This window comes from Aeromonas sp. s8, assembly GCF_040907785.1.
In the GTDB taxonomy this organism is placed as follows: domain Bacteria; phylum Pseudomonadota; class Gammaproteobacteria; order Enterobacterales; family Aeromonadaceae; genus Aeromonas; species Aeromonas veronii.
The window spans coordinates 1-20350 of record NZ_JBFOCL010000050.1 but is presented as its reverse complement, the minus strand read 5'-3'; the positions used below and the strand labels follow the sequence as shown (position 1 = coordinate 20350).

Below are 20350 nucleotides of genomic sequence, written 5' to 3'. Positions count from 1 at the left end.
ATGAAGATGAAACCCATGCTGTTGCTCGCGACTTTGCTGTTCTCTACGTTCCCCACCCTCAGTCAGGCTGAAGGAACCCCTGCCATACCCATGGTGGTATGCCATGTTGACAAGGCCCCCCAGATGCTGGTGCCTGACTATGTCTGCCGCTGGCAGGGAGGCAGCGTTCATTACTAGTCGAAACAACGAGAGGAGCATCACTCCTCTCGCCTTGTGATGAGACAGGCCCCTCCTATACTGAAATCAGCGGTTTTCTCATGGATAGGGGAACGTCATGATCTTGTTGGTCGGTGGAGAGAAGGGGGGGAGTGGCAAGAGCTGCCTGGCACAAAATCTGGCGGTCTACCTCAGATCCCAATTTCAGGGGGAGGTGTTACTGGTCGACTGCGACCCGCAGCGCACCACCTCTGACTGGATTCAGGAGCGCAATGACAACCCGGAGCTGCCACAAATCAACTGCGTACAGCTCTATGGCAATATTCGCAACGACCTGCTCAGCCTGAAAAACCGCTACGACTACGTCATCGTCGATTGCGGCGGGCAAGACAACCGGGCACTGCGCTCCACCATGGCTGTCGCCACCCACGCCTTGATCCCCTTGCGCCCGAAACGCCGTGACCTCAAGACCCTGCCCCACATGGAAGATCTCATCACTACCTGCAAAATGGTCAATCCGACCCTCAATGCAGCCGTAGTGCTAACCCAGTGCCCCGCCCTGCCCAATCAGGTAAAACGCATTCTGGAAGCGAAAGAGGTTTGCTCCTCGTTCGGTGTCGACGTCCTGAACGCCATCACCTATGGCCGCAACGTCTATGACGACAGCGAAGAGAAGGGACTATCGGTGATGGAGATCGAGCCGGATGGCAAATCCGCCGAAGAGATCCGGGCCATCGCCAAAGAGTTCCTGCAAGTGGGGGTGTGAGATGGGTCTGGCCGATCTGAAGAAAAAGCACCAGCTGCATCACCAGAAGAAGTTCACCGTCGACGAATTTATCGAAGATGCGGAGTTCTACGCCAAAGGCAAACCCAAGGTGGTCAGCCTTGAACTGGGCCTGCATCGTGACGAAGCCCTGTCGGCGCTGGCCTTTATCGAGAGCGGCGAGCACCTGAAGCCCAGCTACAAAAAAGCCACCTTCTCCATGAGCACGGTGGCCATCGACGAGCTGGGTAATCTGACCCAGCAAGACGGCATGAACAAGTCCCTGTTGCTGCGCCTCTTTACCCACTACTTCTCTTCGCTGACTCCTGAAGAGCGCCAGACCATCTATGAGCGGCTCAACCAGCGCTCATAATTTCTCCATTCAACCGCTCTTGTGTGCCTCGCCAATTCACCCCGAATGACCATCATCAGACTGCAAAATCTGTTTCTGAAGCAACCAAAACGCCGTGTAAGAGATCTGCCATTCAAGATGTAAGCTAACGGCCAAAAAGATCCCCGAGATAATCGGAAGATAGGATCTTAAAACATGAAGATGAGAAACTTAACTAGCTGTTTATAAATGAATAAATCGAAACTCACCACTTTCGAAATAGCTAATGACAAAAACGTTTTCCAATCTGGCGTTGTAGCCGGTTAGAAAATCCTTATAGTTACTCATGCACGGACGCAATGAAGTCGGTCAGGAAGACTGGCTGCCAGGGTTGGGCAAATGGACTCACCACAGGATGTGGTAAAGGACACCTCCCAGGACGGAGAAAGTGCGACGGGACAGGATGACTCGTCAGGCCAAGATGGCTAAAGGACACCCCAAAGGATTGGGAAGGGGAAACCTAAAGGAAGAGGTAAACAGTCAGGGATTGCAGGGAGCAACTTCGTTCAAGGATATGAGCGATACGACTACCGGGGGCGACGCAAGTCGCCCCCATCTTTTTATCTGCATTTCACCGTCCCCTTGCTTGGCTCTCAATTGCTTGCCTCAGCGCAGAGAGTTCTTACCAGAACCTTCCCGACCCGCTGCTTAAGCAAAAATACAGATGAGAAGGGCGCCACGATGGCGCCCTTCTCTGTTTTCTGATCGGCAAACACGCTTATATCACACGAGAAAACTGCTGCTGGCGAGCCTTGTTGCGCAGGTAGACGTCGAAGCACATGCAGATATTGCGGATCAACAGCTGTCCTGTGGAAGATACCTCAAGCCCGGCATCAGTCATGCGCACCAGCCCATCATCGATAAAGGTCTGTAGCAGCTTGAGATCCTCGGCGAAGTACTCTTTGAAATCCAAGCCAAATGTCTGCTCAATGGTGGTGAAGTTCAAACGAAAATCGCAGATAAGGCGCTTGATAACTTCACGGCGGATCAGGTCATCCTGATTGAGCGAGCAGCCTTTCCACTGGGCATGCCCCAACTCCTCAACCTGACCGTAATAGGTTTTGAGCTCTTTCTGATTCTGGGAGTAGGCATCCCCGATCATGCTGATGGAGGAGACCCCCAGCCCCAGCAGATCGCAATCACCTTGAGTGGTATAGCCCTGGAAGTTGCGGTGCAGCTTACCCTCGCGCTGCGCGACCGCCAGTTCGTCATCTGGTTTGGCAAAATGGTCCATGCCGATGAACTGGTAACCCTGACCGGTGAGGAAGGCTATGGTGTCCTGCAGCATGGCCAGTTTCTCCTGCGGCGCTGGCATATCCAGCTCTTTCAACTTGCGCTGGGCGGCAAAGCGGCTCGGCAGATGGGCATAGTTGAAGATGGAGAGGCGCGCCGGATCCGTCTTGAGCACCTCTTCCAACGTATGGTGGAAGCTGGCACGATCCTGATGCGGCAGGCCATAGATAAGGTCGAGGTTGGTCGAGCGGAAGCCAAGTTCACGGGCTCGTTCCAACATGGCTTTAATAAAGTCGTTGTCCTGCTCGCGGTTGACCGCGACCTGTACATCCTTGTTGAAGTCCTGCACCCCAAGGCTGATGCGATTGAAGCCGACGTCTCGCAGCACATCCAGCATGGTAATGGCAATCTCGCGCGGATCGACCTCGATGCTGAACTCCCCCTCTTCGGCGAAATGGAAGTGCTCACGCAGCATGGCCATCAGACGGCGCGTTTGTGCTTCATCCAGATAGGTGGGTGTTCCACCGCCCCAGTGCAGCTGGGTGACCAGACGGTGCTTGAAGAGCGGGGCTTGCGCCTTGATCTCCTGCTCCAGGTAGTCGAGATACTCGTCAGCCTTGTGCTGATGGCGGGTAATGACCTTGTTGCAGCCGCAGTAGTAGCAGAGCTTGTGACAGAAAGGGATATGCACGTAGAGCGACAGATTGCGCTCGGGATACTGGCCGGCAGCGCGGACAAAATCCGGATAGCCGAAGCTCTCGTTGAACTCCAGCGCAGTGGGATAAGAGGTGTATCGCGGGCCACTGTAGTTATATTTTTCGATCAGGGCCTGATCCCACACAATCTGTTCTGCTTGCACGCTCGCTTCCTCTCTTGTTGTTATTGTTGGCTCACCGACCTAACTGAAAATCCTTCAGCTGGGCCACATCCTTGAGGATCTGAGCCTCCAGCTCGGCCTCGTAGCCGCTGCGTTCGAGATCCATCTTCATCACTTCATTGCGCTTGAGGGCACGTCTGGCCTCATGAGTCGGCATATCCTTCACCTTCTCATACAGCCCGTACAGACCCGGGAACTCGGCAACGAACGCTCGCCCCCCCTTGATCTGCAACGCATCCAGCAGATTGGTCAGCCGAATGGCGCCTTCGGAGTAATCGCACTGCCCCTCCTGCACCGCATGAGCAATGACCCGCACGCTCTCCAGAATTCGTTCATTGCGAGCGGTAATCGCCTGCCACTGCATCGCTTGCTGTCGTCTCAGCCTGGCCAGCAGCATGCCTGCATAGATGGCCAACCCTGACAAAATCAGGCCGCCCAACAGGGCGGCCAGCATCCATCCACTCATCACTTTTTCTTCGGCTCAGGCTTGGGTTCCGGCTTGAAATCGACCTGGTTGAAACGGTCCCACAACTCCTCTTCGGAGGCCGGTTTCTGCTCGTCGAACTCTGCGTCATCGCCATCATCAAACGGCATCTCATCATCTTCATCATCGTCGTTGTCGATGATGCCCAGCTCATCCATCAGCTCCTGATAACGGTCGACACGCTGATCAACCCAGGACTGCTCGGCCGCTTCCAGGGTTTCACCGGCATCAAGACGATCCAGCAGATCATTCAAGCGGTCATCGTTTTCGATGGAAGCCAGCTCCTGCTCGGGCGTCATCACCAGCTTCTTCTCTTTCACCGCCTTGGGTGCTGCCGGCTTCTTCTGTTTGTCATCTACCACCAGAACTACCGGCTTGCGGGAACCGATACGCGGATCTTTGGACTGGCTGTTACCAGACTTGTTCTTCGGCTGTTCAACTTGCTGACGAGAACCAGCCTTCAGGCCTTTGCGCTTGGCAGCCCGTTTACGCTCACGGCCTTCCTGAGCACTGACATCAGATTCTTTGCGCTTGCCAGTAGGCTTGCGAGTGGGTTGTTTAGCAGACATGAATGGCTAACTCCGAAAAATAACTGGTTTGACCCGTACCCGGGATGATCTCACCCGGTGGGATACGATGCGAGGAACAGTAAGGCTGGAACAAGAGCAGGATCCCGCACCAATCAGGCCCAATCAGGCCACTGAACACCGCAGGATCGGTATCCTCTGGGTATGTTGCTGGTATTTTGACACAGAATGGCTAATCGGGTTAATGACCCAAAAGAAAAAAGGCAGCCGAAGCTGCCTTGATATGTTCATGCGTGCGCCATCCTGAATGGCAAAACAATCTGTTTCGTCCTCTCCATGACAACTTGTCGCCGCATCATATCGTTGTGTGGTCATCCTGACCTTATATTGGTCGTTCCTGAATGTGCGTGTGCTTGTTTGACCCGTCTCGACCGCATCCTGCCATCGTGCCGGGGAGTCTGCATCCCGCAACCCCATCCCGCTCCGGAGATGGTCACCATCCTGATCCTTCAATCCTTTGCCAGCTCATCCGAGCCCATGGCATCCCGCCACACCAACCATCCTCTGCTCACAACACCCTGTCGTGACACCGCCACCCAATCCGTGGGTGAATCCATTAAGCCTACTGTACCAACTCTATAAAGCGGCTCAATCCACTCAAAACATTCTCAACATGTCGAAAAATATCAATATTCATATAATTAATTGATAAATAATGATTATTTAATATTTTATGCAATTTTATGAGCCTTGGCCTGCCTTGAGAATGGGAGATCTCTTACAGAACGGGGGGATTAAACCGAGAATTATCTGAAAGCCATAAAAACAACGGGGAGCCCAAGCTCCCCGTTTCAACTCAAATCGACCGTATCGACTATATCAGTGCAGACCCGCCACATATTTGGAGAGGGCTTCGATATCCTGATCAGTCAGTTTCTTGGCAACATCCCGCATCATGCCATTCGGATCGTTGTCACGCGTGCCGGCACGGAATGCGGTGAGCTGAGCTTTGATATAGGCAGGATGCTGGCCGGACAGGTTGGGATACTTCGCCTGTTCGACACCCGAGCCACGGGGACCATGGCAAGCCGTACAAGCTGCCAGACCGCGACTCATGTCACCACCCATATAGAGTGCCTTGCCCGCTTCGACCACGTCGTCAGGGACAGCGATAGGGGTAACCTTAAGGCTGGAGAAATAAGCCGCCAGGTCATCCATGTCCTGTTCCGACAAAGGTAACGCCATCGGCCCCATCACTGGCGCAACCCGGCCAATTTGACCAGAAGCGGCAGCCTTCAGTTCAACTAACTGTTTTTTGATATATGATGCGTGCTGACCAGCAATTTTGGGGTACATATCAACCAGGCTGTTTCCGTCCGGTCCATGACAAGCCGCACAAACGGCAGCCTTGGTCTGTCCCGCAGCGGCATCGCCCTTGGCTTGTGCCATCCCCGTTACGCCAACCATCAGAGCAAGAGTAATGACTAGGTTCTTCATGGCGTTCCAACTTTTCGTTATTAGGCTTCCAGATCCCATGCCGCTGAAGGCATGTTAAAATAAACGCGTTTAAGCGACGCTATTTTACACCATTTTACAAAAAAGTAACTCTATAACCCTCTATCTCCATGGGGAATTTACGTTGGATACACAAACTCTGAATTTCAATAAGGTGCATTTTGTGACCAGCGCACCCGACATCCGTCACCTGCCAAATGATGGGGGTGTCGAGATCGCGTTTGCCGGCCGTTCCAACGCCGGTAAGTCATCTGCATTGAACACCTTAACCAAACACAAGAACCTGGCGCGCACCAGTAAGACACCCGGTCGTACCCAGCTGATCAACCTGTTTGAGCTGGAACCGGGCAAGCGTCTGGTCGACTTGCCGGGTTATGGTTATGCGCAAGTTCCGCTCGAAATGAAGCTCAAGTGGCAAAAGTCACTAGCAGAGTATCTGCAGCGCCGTGAGTCATTGAAAGGTCTGGTGATCCTGATGGACATCCGCCACCCGCTCAAAGATACCGACATGAACATGCTGGAGTGGAGCTCGCACCGTCAGTTGCCCGTCATGCTGCTGCTGACCAAGGCTGACAAATTGAGCCCCGGCCCGCGCAACAACCAGGTGATCAAGGTGCGCCAGGCCGTTGCCAACCTCGGTTCCCAGATCCAGGTCGAAGCGTTCTCCTCCCTCACCAATATCGGTGTGGAGAAGCTGGCGCAAACCCTAACCGAATGGTACGTCAGTGGTGACGATACCGACCTGCTGAACGCTGACGAACAGCAACCTGCCGAGGAGTAATCTACTCCTCGCTCTCCTTGCAATTGGCGGAGCACTCCTCCGCTGATTGAAAGGGTTTCAGATTGCCGCTTTCACCTGCCTCACGACAAACACCCAGCATTCGCCTCCCCTGCTATATCCATTACCGCTTACAGTTCATATAGATAGGCAGTTAATTCACGATAGAAATTAACCTCTAAAGACGTTGAGAGCGTTTTCAAATTCGTTCTTTCAAAACGAACCAGAATTACAAAAAGAGACAAAGATGAAATTTAATTACAAGACCTAACCGAAAGGGATAAAAATGAGGCCGGACGACAGTGATGCCATCCAGCCTGAAATAATAAGTTCAAAAAATTGGGAAGAAGCTGAATCTTGAGTACCAGACGACAGGTATTCCTCAAGAAGCAGCCTCATTCTATCAAATGCATCGCCAATTTAAAGCATTTACTCTAAATGATGCGCATAAAAAAACACCCCGACGAGAACCTCATCGGGGCAGCTATTCAGCCACATTCAATTACGTGAAATAAAAGGTCTGAAAGATAGAACATCTTACCTCTGTACCCTACGCAGACAACTGTACAGCAAAGCAGCAGAAAGTGAAAGTAATTTATGTAATTTAGTTTCACAACTTACAGATTAATAAAAAACCTTTTACTTTCATGTAGATAAAAAAATCCCCAGTACGAATACCGGGGAGTTATAAAGGTGACTAGCTAGCACTTCCTCAACTATCTAGTTAGTCAGCGCCATTTCAAAGTAGTTCCGCTACAAAACAAAAAAACTTTGAAAAATCAGAGATAGATAGCACCATCTTCAGCAAACTCTTGTTCTTCAATGAGTTTTTCAGCCATGTCTTCAATATCAAAACGTACACTTTCGAAGGCTCTGACGATGTCATCCTCCCTCGTCAGCGCCAGACCTGTCATTCTCTCCAGTCGCCGCTGGCTGATGTAACAATCTATCAGCGCCCCCATCTGCTGGGCAGGAAAACGCACCCGCTGTTCGTCAGCCTGCCACTCCATCAGGTCGGGAAACAGAATACCCTGGTTCATATCACCCCCAAGTTACGCTTCAACTCTCTCAATACCTGTTTAGTCCCGGGACGAATTCCGCGCCACACGGTAAACGCTTCGGCGGCCTGTTCCACCAGCATGCCGAGTCCATCCATGGTTTGACGGGCCCCATGCTGTTTGGCCCAACTGATAAAGGCCGTATCCGAGGCGCCATACATCATGTCGTAGATGGCAATATCAGTGTGGATCAGGGCAGGGGCCAACGGCGGCAGCTCCCCTTGCAGGCTGGCGGAGGTAGAGTTGATGACGAGATCGAATGGCCCTGCCAACTGCTCATAGGTCTGGGCAGTCACAGGCCCCAGATCGTGGAATTCGGCAGCCAACTGTTGCGCTTTTGTGTGGGTGCGGTTGGCGATCAACAGCTCGCTCGGCAACTCAGCCAGCAGCGGCGCCAATGCACCACGAGCCGCACCACCGGCACCCAGCAGCAGGATCCGGCTATCCGCCAGCGTCACACCATGGGACTTGAGATCGGCGACCAATCCAGCGCCATCGGTATTATCCCCCAGCAACACGCCATCATCGGTCAGCTTGATGGTATTGACCGCTCCCGCCCGCTTGGCCCTCGGGCTCAACCGATCAACCAGCGCGAATGCCTGCTCCTTGAAGGGAACGGTGACATTGCATCCCTTGCCCCCTTGGTCAAAGAAGGTGCGCAGGGCGTGGGCAAACTCGTCGATGGCGGGTTCAGCCAGCCCATACTCCAGCTCTTGCTGGGTTTGTCTGGCAAACAGGGTGTGAATGAAGGGGGACTTGCTGTGGCGCACCGGGTGGCCAAAAACCAGATAACGATCCATCAAAGAGTTCCATCAGAGGGCAATATTCCGATTTAACGGGTTTTCACTCTCGGGAACAAGCCGAATAACGGCCAGTAAAAAGGGACCATCATGGTCCCTCGGGTCACAGCCACTCTCGCGGCGTGAGGTAATCGGTGTAGAGCAAGGCTTCAGGAGTGCCCGCCTCCGGCTGCCAGTCATACTCCCAACGTGCCAGCGGTGGCATCGACATCAGGATCGACTCGGTACGTCCGCCGGTCTGTAGCCCGAACAGGGTGCCACGGTCATACACCAGATTGAACTCCACATAACGGCCGCGACGATAGAGCTGGAACTCCCGCTCCCGCTCGCCATAGGGCAGTGCCTTGCGTCGTTCAATGATCGGCAGGTAAGCATCGAGATATCCCCGACCGACCGCCTGCATAAAGGCAAAGCAGTCGGCAAAAGGCCAGCGATTCAGATCGTCGAAGAAGAGACCGCCCACCCCCCGCGTCTCGTTGCGGTGCTTGAGAACGAAGTAGCGATCGCACCAGGATTTGAACTCGGAGTAGATATCATCACCAAAGGGCTGGCAGAGATCATGGGAGACCTGATGCCAGTGCTGCACATCCTCGGCAAACGGGTAGAAGGGCGTCAAATCGAAGCCACCGCCAAACCACCAAATGGGCTCTTCACCCTCTTTCTCGGCGATGAAGAAACGGACGTTGGCATGGCTGGTCGGCACATAGGGGTTGTGCGGATGGATCACCAGCGACACGCCCATCGCCTCGAACTTGCGACCAGCCAACTCTGGCCGATGGGCTGTAGCAGAGGCAGGCATGGCATCGCCATAGACATGGGAGAAGTTGACGCCCCCCTGCTCGATCACCGCGCCGTGGCGCAGCACGCGGGTGCGTCCGCCACCACCGCCTTCACGGCTCCAGGCATCTTCCACAAAGTGTCCACTGCCATCGGCCTGCTCCAGACCACGGCAGATCTCGTCCTGCAACTGCAACAGGAAGGCCTTGACCTGGGCCACATCCGGTTTGCTCATCTTGTCTCCAGTCAGGCAGGATCGTGAACGCCCTGTCCATTTTTATAGTTAAATCAATCAGATGAGCTCACCACTCAGCGGATTGATAGTAAATCATGACGTATCCGCCAGCTCAGGAGGGGCGAATAATGGCGCCGGTTCGGGCGTCCTTGATCTCGGAGGGGTTAGCTTGACCACCCACTTCACCGGGCAGGATATAGGCCAACTTGCTTGCCAGCCGCTCACCAATATCGGCCACCCGACGGGCAGGCTCCTCACCGGTCAAGTTGGCGCTGGTAGAAACCAGCGGCTTGCCAAAGGCGCGACACAACGCCTGCACCTGAGGATGAGCCGTCACGCGTACCGCGAGGGTCTCGAACTGCCCGGTCAGCCAGGCCGGCGTCGTTGCACGGGCAGGCATGATCCAGGTAAAGGGGCCGGGCCAGCTGGCTTCAACCCGAGCCAGTTGTTCACCACTAAGTTGGCTCAGATCGATGTAATCCTGCAATTGCTCTACGTCGGCAGCAATCAGGATCAACCCCTTCTCCACCGGACGCTGCTTGATGGCCAGCAGTCGCTGCACCGCCACTTCGGAGTCGGGATCACATCCCAGACCAAACACGGCCTCGGTCGCATAAGCAATCACCCCTTCCTGCTGGAGGGCGGCAACTGCCTGTTCAAATTCATTTGGCATAGGAAAAATGCGGCAGCCTGGCTGCCGCCTCGTCACTTAGTAGCAAGTTGAATCCGTATGGCGGCGACCATGGCAAAGTGACGTGTTGCTGTTGCACAGGAAAATACGACACATCCGGATCGCCACTCGTTCACTTACTTGAGTTGAGCCTGCAGGGCGGCATCCTTGGCCATCACCTCTTCGGCATTCTTCTGGCGTTCGGCCCGAACCTTGGCCGCCAGTTCATCATCGGCTACTGCCAGCATCTGGGCTGCCAGATAACCTGCGTTCTTGGCACCAGCTTTGCCGATCGCCACGGTCGCCACCGGTACACCACCCGGCATCTGCACGGTGGAGAGCAGCGCATCCAGCCCTTTGAGCGGGCCGCCATCGATGGGCACCCCGATCACGGGACGAGTCGTGATGCCGGCTACGGCACCCGCCAAATGCGCCGCCAGACCGGCAGCACAGATAAAGACCTTGCAGCCACGGGCCTCGGCATCGGTCACATACTGATGGGTCGCAGCCGGCGTGCGGTGCGCGGAGGTGACTTTGACTTCCACTGCGATATCAAATGACTTGAGCACCTCGAGGGTGGTCTGCATCACGGGGAAATCAGAATCAGAGCCCATCAATACGGCAACAAAGGGTTTATTCATGGTGGGAATTTCCTTACTCCAAGTGGGGGGTTGAAGTTCACCGAAAACGTTTCAATCCGGTTGCGGCGGCGGGATTATACCTGCTCACTTTGGTGGCCGCATTTCTTTTGCGGACAGACCCAACGCAGAGTTCCCCTCACTTTTTTCTCTACCATGATGCCCCAACCACACGCGGGACAAGGCATGGAGATCGGTTTGTCGTTCACCACATATTTGCAGTGTGGATAGCCATCACAAGAGTAAAACTGCTTGCCGTAGCGGGAAGTGCGGCTCACCAGATGACCCTTGCCGCACTCGGGGCAGAGTATCTGGGTATCATCGCTCTCCTGCAGGGATTCGATGTGCTGACAGGCCGGATACTGGGTACAACCGACAAACAGACCGTAACGCCCCTTCTTGATTGCCAGCGGCTCTCCACAATCGGGACAAGCAGAGCCTTCGAGCACCTTTTCGATGTCGCGGCCGGATGGCGTCAGGGAGCGAATGTAATCACAGGCAGGATAGGCAGAACAGCCAAGAAAGGGGCCATGTTTGCCCTGGCGGATCACCAGCTCGGCCCCGCACTGCGGGCACGGCTCGCGCTCGAAGGCATGTTCGTGGGCTGAAAAGAGATGATGATCGATTTTTGACATGGGCCGCGCCTTGAAATCCAGATGGCCTGAATTCTACCAGCGCGGCACCGGACTGTCAGTGAATGACGCCGTCTGACTCATCAAACACCAGCTCTTCCATCTGCTGGTAGGCATTTTCACTGCCCGGTACGTTGAACAGCACCATCATGACGACCCACTTCAGGTCATCCAGCTCGATATCCGGCTTGTCCAGCTCGAGCAGGCGCTCGATACAGATCTCGCGGGTTTCGGCATTCAACACCTGGGCCTGTTCCAGAAAGAGCAGGAAGCCGCGGCACTCGGTGCTGAGGCGTGCCAGCTCTTGCGGAGCATAAATACGCATCGAGCCTTGCGCGCTGGCGGTGACATAGACCTCCCGCTCGCTATCGTGCAGATTGGCCAGTCGCTCCAGCCAGTCGAGTGCCTTGTCGATCTCTTCTTTATCGAAACCGGCCCGGCTCAACTCGTCGGTGAGCTCATCCTGCTCGACCATCACATCTGCATCGCTGTGGATGTAGGTCTCGAAAAGGTACATCAATACATCAAACATGATTCGCCCTCCTCGCTCTGACGTATCCACCGGCTACCGCCATCACTGCACCGGCCAGTTCCAGCTCTACCAACCTGCCCAATACCACTTCGACAGGAAGCTGGGCCCGCTCGGCAACGGTATCCACGCTCGTGGTCTCATAATCTACGTTATCCAACAAATCGGCATAAGGCAATTCGCTATTATGCGGTTGCTCAGATGATGTAACCGAAGGATCTGGCCGTGCGACCCACTCTGGCAGCTCTTCCACTATATCGGCCGCACTCAGCACAAGTTTGGCCCCCTGCTGAATTAATCTGTTGCACCCTATCGCCTGGGCGTTTTGCGGGGCGCCGGGCACTGCAAACACTTCGCGCCCCTGTTCAAGCGCATAGCGGGCGGTGATCAGCGAACCGCTCTGCTCGGTCGCCTCCACCACCAGAGTTCCCAGCGACAGACCACTGATAATACGGTTGCGACGAGGAAAATGTTCAGCCAGCGGCCCTTTATCCGGCGCCAGCTCGGAGATAAGCAAGCCACCACTCTCCAGAATCTGGCCTGCCAGCCCCTGGTGGCGTTTGGGGTAGAGGCAATCCAGCCCGGAACCCAACACGGCAAGGGTGATACCGCCACAAGCCAGCGCTTGCTGATGGCAAACACCATCGATACCGAGCGCAAGGCCCGAGGTGATGGCTAACCCGCATCCAACCAGCTCGCTACAGAGGCGGGACGCATTATCTTTGCCTGCATAGGTAGGATGGCGTGTCCCCACCATAGCCAGCTGAGGCACTGCCAATGCAGCAAGATCGCCACGACAGTAGAGCAACAGGGGTGCCGCGGGAATTTCCCGCAACAAGGGTGGATAAATCGGGTGATCTTGCGGAATAAGGAGATGGTCAGGCAAAGCGGCCCAAGCCAGGCTCTGCTCAACCACCGGCGAGGGCCAGCGCAGTTGCCTGACCTGCTCTGACGACAGCCCCATACCATACAGTTGCGCTTCATCGCTCTGAAACAGAGCCTCAATACTTCCCCCGGCCCGTTCCAATAGACGTGCAGCGGTCACCGGACCAATACCGGTGACCGCATCGAGAGTTAGCCAGAGCGCCAGACGCGCGTCGGGGTAGTTCACGTCAGAAGTGAGTGACCTGATAGCCCGCACTCACCATGTCGTTACTCTGCATGATGAGACCGTAACTCAGCTTGTCATACACCTTGAACAACATGACACGGGCAATCGCTTCAGAGGGCAGTGGTGCCTTCTTGTTGCTGCTGTAAAACACCCGGTTAAAAACCGACGAGAGCTCCTTGTACTGCACATCGCCATTCTTGGTGACCAGAGCAGCACCGGGCCGTCTGACATCCAGTACATCCCCGGCGACCAGTTGATCCCGGCCGCCCCGGTTGATCAGCACCACATCAAACTTGCCACCGCCCCGGGTCTTGTTCGGCAAATCGATGATATAGCCCGGCGTGATGGCTGGTGCCGCTTTCGGTGTGAAGACGGCGGGCATGTTCTCCTGAGCGGGCAGCGGCATCACCTTGTCGCCCTGCAGCACTTCGCGCTGGTTATGAGTCAGAGTCACTTCGGTCCGATCGCCATCAAGACGCGCCACGGCCCGCACCACACCGGCAAAGATCGCCTCCTGGCCCAGCAGTTCACCGGTTTCGCGATCCTTGTAGACCACTCCGGGGTGATAAATGCCATAGACCTGCCCCGGTGTCAGGGAGCCCTGTACATAGAGGGTGTCACCCTCCAGCATGCCGATATGTTTCTGATCCGACCCCAGCAGATAGGGCAAGGTTTTCTGCTGCTGGCTGTCAGCCAGAATATGGTCGGTTTGCAGGAAAGGGCCGATCTCGCTGATAGGCAGGGTCGGAATGGGGTTGGCTTTGTTCTCGTAACGGGTTTTCGGGCCGAGACGGATGACTTGCTTGCCACCCTGCATCGCCTTGCCGAGCCGGGGTTCACCATTGACCCAGCTCAGATGCAGTACATCACCGGGGTAGATCCAGTGAGGATTGGCAATCTGCGGATTGATGTTCCAGAGGCGGGGCCAGAGCCAGGGTTCGGAAAGATACTTGCCGGAGATATCCCACAGGGTGTCGCCTTTTTGCACTACATAGCTTTCGGGGTAACCCGCTTTCAGCCTCAGCTGATCGGCCACTGCTGCCTGACTCACGGTCACCAGCAGGCAGGCGAGGATGGTTTGCTTCAGATACATAACACTCCCTGTTACTTCTGTACGCAAAGTGTTGCTGTTTTTTGTCGGCGTAAATGACTAGAATTACGCCAATATTGACTGCATTTATACGAAACTAAAGAAAAAACTATGGCCATTCTAGATGTATTGCGTTTTCCCGATGAGCGCCTGCGCACCGTTGCAGCCCCTGTCGAGACCTTTACACCCGAGTTACAACAGATTGTAGATGATATGTTCGAAACCATGTACGCGGAGGAAGGCATTGGCCTGGCCGCGACTCAGGTCGACATTCACCAGCGCATCATAGTGATCGATGTCTCTGAAAACCGTGAAGATCCTCTGGTATTGATCAATCCGGAGGTCATCGAGCAGTGCGGCAGCACCGGCATTGAAGAGGGTTGCCTCTCCGTGCCCGGCAGCCGTGCTCTGGTGCCTCGCGCCGAACAGATCAAAATCCGCGCCCTGGATCGCAACGGCAAGCCATTCGAGCTGGAAGCCGACGATCTGCTCGCCATCTGCATCCAGCATGAGATGGATCATCTGGTCGGCAAGCTGTTTGTGGATTACTTGTCCCCACTCAAGCGCCAGCGCATTCGCCAGAAGCTGGAAAAGATGGCCCGTGAAGATCGCAAAGTCCTCTGAGGATCTGCCCCATTGAATAAGCTGAAACTGATTTTTGCCGGTACTCCCGACTTCGCCGCCCGTCACCTGGCGGCGTTGTTGTCTTCCGACCACGAGGTCGTTGCCGTTTATACCCAGCCTGACAAACCCGCTGGCCGTGGCCAGAAGCTCACCGCCAGCCCGGTCAAAGAGCTGGCACTGGCCCACAACCTGCCGGTTTACCAACCTGCCTCTCTGCGCAAGGAAGAGGCGCAAGCCGAGCTTGCTGCACTGGGCGCCGACCTGATGGTGGTGGTGGCCTATGGCCTGATCCTGCCCAAGGTGGTGCTCGATACCCCGCGTCTGGGCTGCATCAACGTCCATGGCTCCCTGCTGCCCCGCTGGCGCGGCGCGGCACCGATCCAGCGCTCCATCTGGGCGGGCGATGCCGAAACTGGTGTCACCATCATGCAGATGGATGTGGGGCTGGATACCGGCGCCATGATCCGCAAAGTGACCTGCCCCATCGCCGCCGACGAGACCTCCGCCAGCCTCTATGACAAGCTGGCCGAGCTGGGCCCGCAAGCACTGGTCGACACCATCAATGCCATGGCCGCCGGTGAAACCGCTGCCGAGGTGCAAGATGATGCGCTGGCCAACTACGCCGAAAAGCTCTCCAAGGAAGAGGCCCGCATCGACTGGTCGATGGACGCTGTTGCCATCGAACGCTGCATCCGCTCGTTCAACCCCTGGCCCATCAGCTGGTTTGAAGTGGCTGACCAGACCGTCAAGGTATGGCAAGCCGCCGTCATTGACAGCGACCACGACCAACCCGCCGGCACCCTGCTCAAGGCCGACAAGCAGGGGATCGACATCGCCACCGGCAAAGGGGTACTGCGCCTGCTGACCCTGCAACCGCCCGGCAAGAAGGCGATGTCCGTTGCGGATCTGCTCAACTCTCGCCGCGACTGGTTTGAACCCGGCACGCAATTGAATTGAACTGGATTGAATTGACACAAGCGGGGCCCAGGCCCCGACTTGCGCATCTAAGGTAACTCTATGAAAACACGTGCACAGGCCGCTCTCGTTATTCAACAGGTGCTGGATCAGGGTCAATCCCTCTCCGCTGTTCTGCCTGCTGCCCAGGAGAAGGTTGCACCTCGCGATCGCGCTCTCCTGCAAGAACTCTGCTACGGCACCCTGCGCTGGCTACCTCGCCTCGATGCGGCAGTCAACGAGATGATGGACAAGCCGCTCAAGAACAAGAGCCGCATTTTCCACTACCTCATCCTGGTCGGTCTCTATCAGCTCATCTACACCCGCATTCCGGCTCACGCCGCGGTGGCCGAGACCGTCAACGCCGTCAAACTGCTCAAGGGCACCTCCCTGCGTGGCCTCATCAACGGCGTGCTGCGCAACTTCCAGCGCAGCGCCGAAGTCATTCTGCTGCGTATCGACCGCGTTCCCAGCATTCGCCTCGGTCATCCGGAGTGGCTCACCAAGCGTCTGCGTCAGGCCTATCACGATGAGTGGGAATTCATCATGGAGGCGAACAACCAGCGTCCCCCCATGTGGATCCGCAACAACAGCCAGCGCCAGAGCCGCGAGCAGATGCTGGCTCGCATGGCCGAAGCCGGCATCAATGCCGTGGCCGGTGAAGAGGGCGAGGATTGCATCCTGCTGGAGCGTCCTTGTGATGTGACCAAGCTGCCAGGCTTCGAGGTCGGTGACTGCTCGGTACAGGATGGTGCAGCACAACAGGCCGCGGCACTGCTCGACCCGCAACCGGGCGAGTGGGTGCTGGATGCCTGCGCCGCCCCCGGCGGCAAGACCGCCCACCTGCTGGAGCGTCAGCCCAAGCTGGCTGGCGTGGTTGCCGTCGATGCCGATGAAAACCGCCTCAAGCGGGTGCAGGAGAACCTGGATCGCATCGGCCTCACCGCCAAAGTGATCCATGGCGATGCGGCGGCGCCGGAACAGTGGTGGCCGGAGGGCCAGTTCGACCGTATCCTGCTGGATGCCCCCTGCTCCGCCACTGGTGTTATCCGTCGCCACCCCGACATCAAGTGGTTGCGCCGTGATCAGGACATCCGCGAGCTGGCCGAGCTGCAGCGCCGTATTCTGAACGCCCTCTGGGGCAAGCTGAAGAGCGGCGGCACCCTGCTCTACGCCACCTGCTCCGTCCTGCCGGAAGAGAACCGCGAACAGATCCGTGCATTCCTTGCCGCGACCAAAGATGCCAAATTGGTACCGTTGCACGAACAGGACACCCCGGACTGCCCGGGTCGCCAGTTCCTGCCGGGTGAAGCCGAGATGGATGGCTTCTACTACGCCAAGCTGGTCAAGCTGTGACGCTGACATGCTTCTTCCGGGGCAATCGCCATGCAGGTGAAATGCCCCTTTACTGCCTCAACGTGAGTAGACGTTCCCTATGAAAATCATCATTTTGGGAGCCGGCCAGGTCGGCGGCACTCTGGCCGAGAACCTGGCCGGAGAGAACAACGACATCACCATCGTCGATACCGACAGTGAGCGCCTGCGCGAACTGCAGGACAAGTTTGACCTGCGAGTGGTCAACGGCCATGGCGCTCACCCCAAGGTGCTGCGCGAAGCGGGGGCTCAGGATGCCGACATGCTGGTCGCCGTCACCAACAGTGACGAGACCAACATGATCGCCTGTCAGGTGGCCTACTCCCTGTTCAACACCCCGAACAAGGTGGCGCGGATCCGCTCGCCAGCCTATCTGACCGAGCGGGATCGCCTGTTCCTGCCGGAATCGGTGCCGGTGGATCACCTGATCGCGCCGGAGCAGTTGGTGACCGACTATGTGCGTCGCCTGATCGAATATCCGGGCGCCCTGCAAGTGGTTGATTTTGCAGGTGGTCGCGTCGGTCTGGTGGCGGTCAAAGCCTACTACGGAGGCCCGCTGGTGGGCAACGCCCTCTCGACCCTGCGCGAGCACATGCCCAACATCGAAACTCGGGTAGCGGCCATATTCCGTCAGGGCCGCCCGATCCGCCCGCAAGGTACCACCATCATCGAAGCGGATGACGAGGTCTTCTTCGTCGCCGCCGCAGGCCATATCCGTGCCGTGATGTCGGAGCTGCAGCGCCTCGAGAGCCCCTACCGCCGCATCATGATCGTCGGTGGTGGCAACATCGGCGCGGGCCTTGCCCGCCAGCTGGAGAAGCGCTACAGCGTCAAGCTCATCGAGCGCAACCAGAAGCGGGCTGAGCAGCTCTCCGAACTGCTGGAGAACACCATCGTCTTCTGCGGCGATGCGGCGGATCAGGAGCTGCTGGCCGAGGAGCATATCGATCAAATCGACGTCTTCATCGCCGTGACCAACGAGGATGAGGCCAACATAATGTCGGCGCTGCTCGCCAAGAAGATGGGAGCCAAGAAGACCATGGTGCTGATCCAGCGCGGCGCCTACGTCGATCTGGTGCAGGGTGGCTCCATCGATATCGCTATCTCGCCCCAGCAGGCCACCATCTCGGCCCTGCTGACCCACGTGCGCCGGGCCGATATCGCCAACGTCTACAGCCTGCGCCGCGGCGCCGCCGAGGCGATCGAGGCGATTGCCCACGGTGATGAGAACACCTCCAAGGTGGTCGGCAAGACGGTGGGCGAGCTCAAGCTGCCGCCGGGCACCACCATCGGTGCCGTGGTGCGCGGGGATGAGGTGCTGATCGCTCACGATCGCACCAAGATCCAGCAGGATGACCACGTGGTCATGTTCCTGGTGGACAAGAAGTACATCCCGGAAGTGGAGCGGCTGTTCCAGCCAAGCCCCTTCTTCCTGTAACGTCTTCATGCGCACAGGCTGTCAAACCAGACCCGGCTCAGCTCCCCCAAGGGGATGGTCCGGGTCTTTTGTTAATCAACGACCAGGTTATCGAACATGATCAAGCTGCGTCCCATTATCTTCACCCTCGGGCTGGTGCTCTCCAAGCTGGCGCTCTTCATGTGGCTGCCCACCTTGCTGGCACTGCTCACCGGGTCAGAGGGATTTGTCGAGTTTCTCAAGTCCGTGCTGATCACCCACGGCGCCGCCCTGCTCTGCCTCCACTATGGTCGCAAGGCGGAGTTTCATCTGGGGGTGCGGGAGATGTTCCTGCTCACCACCTCGGTTTGGGTGGTGGCCTGCATCTTCGGCGCCCTGCCCTTTGTCTTTATCACCCACATCAACTTCACCGATGCCTATTTCGAGACCATGTCGGGGGTGACCACCACGGGCTCCACCGTGCTCTCCGGCCTCGACAACATGGCCCACAGCATCCTGTTGTGGCGTTCCATCCTGCAGTGGCTGGGCGGGGTCGGCTTTATCGTGATGGCGGTAGCCGTGCTGCCCTACCTCAACGTCGGCGGTATGAAGCTGTTCCAGACCGAGAGCTCGGACTGGTCGGACAAAAGCGCCCCACGTGCCAAGACGGTCGCCAACAACATCGTCGTGGTCTATCTGGTGCTCTCCATGCTCTGCTTCATGGCCTACTGGGCCAGCGGCATGAACATGTTCGAGGCGATCAACCACGCCATGACCACTCTCAGTACCGGCGGCTACTCCACCTCCGATCAATCCATGTCCCACTTCTCCAACTCGGCACACTGGATTGGCACCCTGTTCATGTTCCTCGGCGGCCTGCCCTTCCTGCTCTATGTACAGAGCCTCAACCACAGGGACAACAGCCTGTTCAAGGATGCCCAGGTGCGCGGCTTCTTCTGGCTGGTGGTCTGGGTCACCGTCATCATGACCTTCTATCTGTGGGAGAGAGACCTGTTCGGCTTCTGGGATGCCCTGCGCATCAGCTGCTTCAACATCGTCTCGGTGCTCACCACCACCGGCTACGGCCTTGGTGACTTTGGCACTTGGGGGCCGCTCGCCAGCATCGTCTTCATCGTGCTGCTGGCTCTTGGGGCCTGTTCAGGCTCCACTGCGGGTGGTCTCAAGATCTTCCGGGTACAGGTGGCATTCGCCCTGTTCAGAAAGCAGATGCGCCAGCTGATGCACCCCTCTGCCGTCTTCCCCCAGAAGTACAACGGCCGGACGGTCAATGACGCCATCATCCGCTCGATGATCTCCTTCGTACTGGCCTACTTCGCCATCATTCTGGTGATAGCTGCACTGTTGGGCGCCATCGGGCTTGACCCCCTGACGGCTATCTCCAGCTCCATCACGGCGGTCGCCAACGTCGGCCCGGGCATGGGCCCGGTGGTCGGCCCCAGCACCAACTTTGCCAGCCTGCCGGAATCGGCCAAATGGCTGCTGTCATTCGGCATGCTGCTGGGACGACTGGAGATCCTGACGGTCGCCGTGCTCTTCTTCCCCTCCTTCTGGCGCCAGTAATCCCTCACTGCAAGCCAGCAAAAAGCCGCAGCGGTCACCCGCTGCGGCTTTTTTATCTCACCTGTCCCGTCCTGAATATGGTTTACACCTTTCCCCCACATAAATGGAGAGCCCGATGGGACAAGGTGTGAAACGGACACAGCGCGATTACTCGCTG

At 56.8% G+C, this 20350-nt stretch carries 22 protein-coding genes; 9 read left to right on the top strand and 13 right to left on the bottom strand.

Going from position 1 to position 20350, the window contains the following annotated elements; genetic code table 11:
- The 3 genes from AB5Y86_RS18405 to AB5Y86_RS18395 all read left to right on the top strand — a co-directional run bounded on the left by AB5Y86_RS18405 (position 1) and on the right by AB5Y86_RS18395 (position 1292).
- A complete protein-coding gene (locus tag AB5Y86_RS18405; RefSeq protein ID WP_201947345.1) occupies positions 1 to 177 on the top strand; it encodes a hypothetical protein in 177 nt (58 codons plus the stop codon).
- A 97-nt stretch (positions 178 to 274) separates the two neighbouring features.
- Complete coding sequence (locus AB5Y86_RS18400) at positions 275 to 922, top strand: AAA family ATPase (RefSeq protein WP_005339716.1); 648 nt, start codon at positions 275 to 277, stop codon at positions 920 to 922.
- A 1-nt stretch (position 923) separates the two neighbouring features.
- On the top strand, positions 924 to 1292 hold the full coding sequence (locus tag AB5Y86_RS18395) for a hypothetical protein (RefSeq protein ID WP_005339715.1): 369 nt from the start codon (positions 924 to 926) through the stop codon (positions 1290 to 1292).
- Positions 1293 to 2028: 736 nt separating this feature from the next.
- On the opposite strand, the gene hemN is transcribed toward AB5Y86_RS18395, so the two are convergent.
- From hemN to AB5Y86_RS18375, 4 genes are all read right to left on the bottom strand, one after another.
- Complete coding sequence (gene hemN / locus AB5Y86_RS18390) at positions 2029 to 3402, bottom strand: oxygen-independent coproporphyrinogen III oxidase (protein WP_368193739.1); 1374 nt, start codon at positions 3400 to 3402, stop codon at positions 2029 to 2031.
- 31 nt (positions 3403 to 3433) lie between these two features.
- Positions 3434 to 3874 (bottom strand): DUF2489 domain-containing protein, encoded by a 441-nt coding sequence (locus AB5Y86_RS18385; RefSeq protein WP_005339712.1) that lies wholly within the window; start codon positions 3872 to 3874, stop codon positions 3434 to 3436.
- Positions 3875 to 3885: 11 nt separating this feature from the next.
- On the bottom strand, positions 3886 to 4473 hold the full coding sequence (gene yihI / locus AB5Y86_RS18380; RefSeq protein WP_201947342.1) for a Der GTPase-activating protein YihI: 588 nt from the start codon (positions 4471 to 4473) through the stop codon (positions 3886 to 3888).
- Positions 4474 to 5310: 837 nt separating this feature from the next.
- Complete coding sequence (locus AB5Y86_RS18375) at positions 5311 to 5928, bottom strand: cytochrome c (protein WP_005339710.1); 618 nt, start codon at positions 5926 to 5928, stop codon at positions 5311 to 5313.
- A 142-nt stretch (positions 5929 to 6070) separates the two neighbouring features.
- Here AB5Y86_RS18375 and yihA point away from each other — a divergent pair, with 142 nt between their 5' ends.
- On the top strand, positions 6071 to 6727 hold the full coding sequence (yihA, locus tag AB5Y86_RS18370; protein ID WP_005339709.1) for a ribosome biogenesis GTP-binding protein YihA/YsxC: 657 nt from the start codon (positions 6071 to 6073) through the stop codon (positions 6725 to 6727).
- A gap of 776 nt (positions 6728 to 7503) precedes the next feature.
- Here the strand turns inward: yihA and AB5Y86_RS18365 are convergent.
- From AB5Y86_RS18365 to AB5Y86_RS18325, 9 genes are all read right to left on the bottom strand, one after another.
- Positions 7504 to 7764 carry a DUF1488 domain-containing protein gene (locus AB5Y86_RS18365; protein ID WP_019445781.1) on the bottom strand — a complete coding sequence of 87 codons (261 nt, stop codon included), beginning with the start codon at positions 7762 to 7764 and terminating at the stop codon, positions 7504 to 7506.
- The gene (gene aroE / locus AB5Y86_RS18360; RefSeq protein ID WP_368193738.1) at positions 7761 to 8582 is read right to left on the bottom strand and encodes a shikimate dehydrogenase; all 822 of its coding nucleotides are present in this window, start codon (positions 8580 to 8582) and stop codon (positions 7761 to 7763) included. The genes AB5Y86_RS18365 and aroE overlap by 4 nt, the downstream gene beginning before the upstream one ends.
- Positions 8583 to 8685: 103 nt before the next feature.
- Positions 8686 to 9594, bottom strand: a complete 909-nt coding sequence (hemF, locus tag AB5Y86_RS18355; RefSeq protein WP_368193736.1) for an oxygen-dependent coproporphyrinogen oxidase — start codon at positions 9592 to 9594, stop codon at positions 8686 to 8688.
- A gap of 112 nt (positions 9595 to 9706) precedes the next feature.
- Positions 9707 to 10267: a Sua5/YciO/YrdC/YwlC family protein gene (locus tag AB5Y86_RS18350; RefSeq protein WP_005356244.1), complete on the bottom strand. Its 561-nt coding sequence runs from the start codon at positions 10265 to 10267 to the stop codon at positions 9707 to 9709.
- 134 nt (positions 10268 to 10401) lie between these two features.
- A complete protein-coding gene (gene purE, locus AB5Y86_RS18345) occupies positions 10402 to 10905 on the bottom strand; it encodes a 5-(carboxyamino)imidazole ribonucleotide mutase (protein WP_005339704.1) in 504 nt (167 codons plus the stop codon).
- A 74-nt stretch (positions 10906 to 10979) separates the two neighbouring features.
- Entirely contained in the window at positions 10980 to 11537 is a 558-nt protein-coding gene (locus AB5Y86_RS18340) for a type I DNA topoisomerase (RefSeq protein ID WP_139459460.1), read from the bottom strand.
- A 55-nt stretch (positions 11538 to 11592) separates the two neighbouring features.
- On the bottom strand, positions 11593 to 12066 hold the full coding sequence (locus AB5Y86_RS18335; RefSeq protein ID WP_005339699.1) for a DUF494 family protein: 474 nt from the start codon (positions 12064 to 12066) through the stop codon (positions 11593 to 11595).
- A complete protein-coding gene (gene dprA / locus AB5Y86_RS18330; protein ID WP_368193734.1) occupies positions 12059 to 13174 on the bottom strand; it encodes a DNA-processing protein DprA in 1116 nt (371 codons plus the stop codon). Before dprA ends, AB5Y86_RS18335 begins: the two co-directional genes overlap by 8 nt.
- 1 nt (position 13175) lies before the next feature.
- Positions 13176 to 14267, bottom strand: coding sequence for a LysM peptidoglycan-binding domain-containing protein (locus tag AB5Y86_RS18325; RefSeq protein ID WP_139412101.1), 1092 nt, complete (start codon positions 14265 to 14267; stop codon positions 13176 to 13178).
- A gap of 108 nt (positions 14268 to 14375) precedes the next feature.
- On the opposite strand from AB5Y86_RS18325, the gene def reads away from it, so the two are divergent.
- From def to AB5Y86_RS18300, 5 genes are all read left to right on the top strand, one after another.
- Positions 14376 to 14888 carry a peptide deformylase gene (def, locus tag AB5Y86_RS18320; RefSeq protein ID WP_005357510.1) on the top strand — a complete coding sequence of 171 codons (513 nt, stop codon included), beginning with the start codon at positions 14376 to 14378 and terminating at the stop codon, positions 14886 to 14888.
- Between the two features lie 12 nt (positions 14889 to 14900).
- Positions 14901 to 15845 (top strand): methionyl-tRNA formyltransferase, encoded by a 945-nt coding sequence (fmt, locus tag AB5Y86_RS18315; protein WP_368193732.1) that lies wholly within the window; start codon positions 14901 to 14903, stop codon positions 15843 to 15845.
- Positions 15846 to 15905: 60 nt separating this feature from the next.
- On the top strand, positions 15906 to 17198 hold the full coding sequence (gene rsmB, locus AB5Y86_RS18310; RefSeq protein WP_107683206.1) for a 16S rRNA (cytosine(967)-C(5))-methyltransferase RsmB: 1293 nt from the start codon (positions 15906 to 15908) through the stop codon (positions 17196 to 17198).
- Between the two features lie 79 nt (positions 17199 to 17277).
- Entirely contained in the window at positions 17278 to 18654 is a 1377-nt protein-coding gene (gene trkA / locus AB5Y86_RS18305) for a Trk system potassium transporter TrkA (protein ID WP_005339689.1), read from the top strand.
- 96 nt (positions 18655 to 18750) lie between these two features.
- Entirely contained in the window at positions 18751 to 20193 is a 1443-nt protein-coding gene (locus AB5Y86_RS18300; protein WP_069527008.1) for a TrkH family potassium uptake protein, read from the top strand.
- The last annotated feature ends 157 nt before the right edge of the window (positions 20194 to 20350 follow it).

What these genes read in the sequence shown, in the direction of transcription:
- AB5Y86_RS18405 (WP_201947345.1), top strand. Translation starts at nt 1, where the DNA reads ATGAAGATGAAACCCATGCTGTTGCTCGCGACTTTGCTGTTCTCTACG.
- AB5Y86_RS18400 (WP_005339716.1), top strand. Translation starts at nt 275, where the DNA reads ATGATCTTGTTGGTCGGTGGAGAGAAGGGGGGGAGTGGCAAGAGCTGC.
- AB5Y86_RS18395 (WP_005339715.1), top strand. Translation starts at nt 924, where the DNA reads ATGGGTCTGGCCGATCTGAAGAAAAAGCACCAGCTGCATCACCAGAAG.
- AB5Y86_RS18385 (WP_005339712.1), bottom strand. Translation starts at nt 3,874, where the DNA reads ATGCTGGCCGCCCTGTTGGGCGGCCTGATTTTGTCAGGGTTGGCCATC.
- yihI (WP_201947342.1), bottom strand. Translation starts at nt 4,473, where the DNA reads ATGTCTGCTAAACAACCCACTCGCAAGCCTACTGGCAAGCGCAAAGAA.
- AB5Y86_RS18375 (WP_005339710.1), bottom strand. Translation starts at nt 5,928, where the DNA reads ATGAAGAACCTAGTCATTACTCTTGCTCTGATGGTTGGCGTAACGGGG.
- AB5Y86_RS18365 (WP_019445781.1), bottom strand. Translation starts at nt 7,764, where the DNA reads ATGAACCAGGGTATTCTGTTTCCCGACCTGATGGAGTGGCAGGCTGAC.
- aroE (WP_368193738.1), bottom strand. Translation starts at nt 8,582, where the DNA reads ATGGATCGTTATCTGGTTTTTGGCCACCCGGTGCGCCACAGCAAGTCC.
- hemF (WP_368193736.1), bottom strand. Translation starts at nt 9,594, where the DNA reads ATGAGCAAACCGGATGTGGCCCAGGTCAAGGCCTTCCTGTTGCAGTTG.
- AB5Y86_RS18350 (WP_005356244.1), bottom strand. Translation starts at nt 10,267, where the DNA reads ATGCCAAATGAATTTGAACAGGCAGTTGCCGCCCTCCAGCAGGAAGGG.
- purE (WP_005339704.1), bottom strand. Translation starts at nt 10,905, where the DNA reads ATGAATAAACCCTTTGTTGCCGTATTGATGGGCTCTGATTCTGATTTC.
- AB5Y86_RS18340 (WP_139459460.1), bottom strand. Translation starts at nt 11,537, where the DNA reads ATGTCAAAAATCGATCATCATCTCTTTTCAGCCCACGAACATGCCTTC.
- AB5Y86_RS18335 (WP_005339699.1), bottom strand. Translation starts at nt 12,066, where the DNA reads ATGTTTGATGTATTGATGTACCTTTTCGAGACCTACATCCACAGCGAT.
- AB5Y86_RS18325 (WP_139412101.1), bottom strand. Translation starts at nt 14,267, where the DNA reads ATGTATCTGAAGCAAACCATCCTCGCCTGCCTGCTGGTGACCGTGAGT.
- def (WP_005357510.1), top strand. Translation starts at nt 14,376, where the DNA reads ATGGCCATTCTAGATGTATTGCGTTTTCCCGATGAGCGCCTGCGCACC.
- rsmB (WP_107683206.1), top strand. Translation starts at nt 15,906, where the DNA reads ATGAAAACACGTGCACAGGCCGCTCTCGTTATTCAACAGGTGCTGGAT.
- trkA (WP_005339689.1), top strand. Translation starts at nt 17,278, where the DNA reads ATGAAAATCATCATTTTGGGAGCCGGCCAGGTCGGCGGCACTCTGGCC.
- AB5Y86_RS18300 (WP_069527008.1), top strand. Translation starts at nt 18,751, where the DNA reads ATGATCAAGCTGCGTCCCATTATCTTCACCCTCGGGCTGGTGCTCTCC.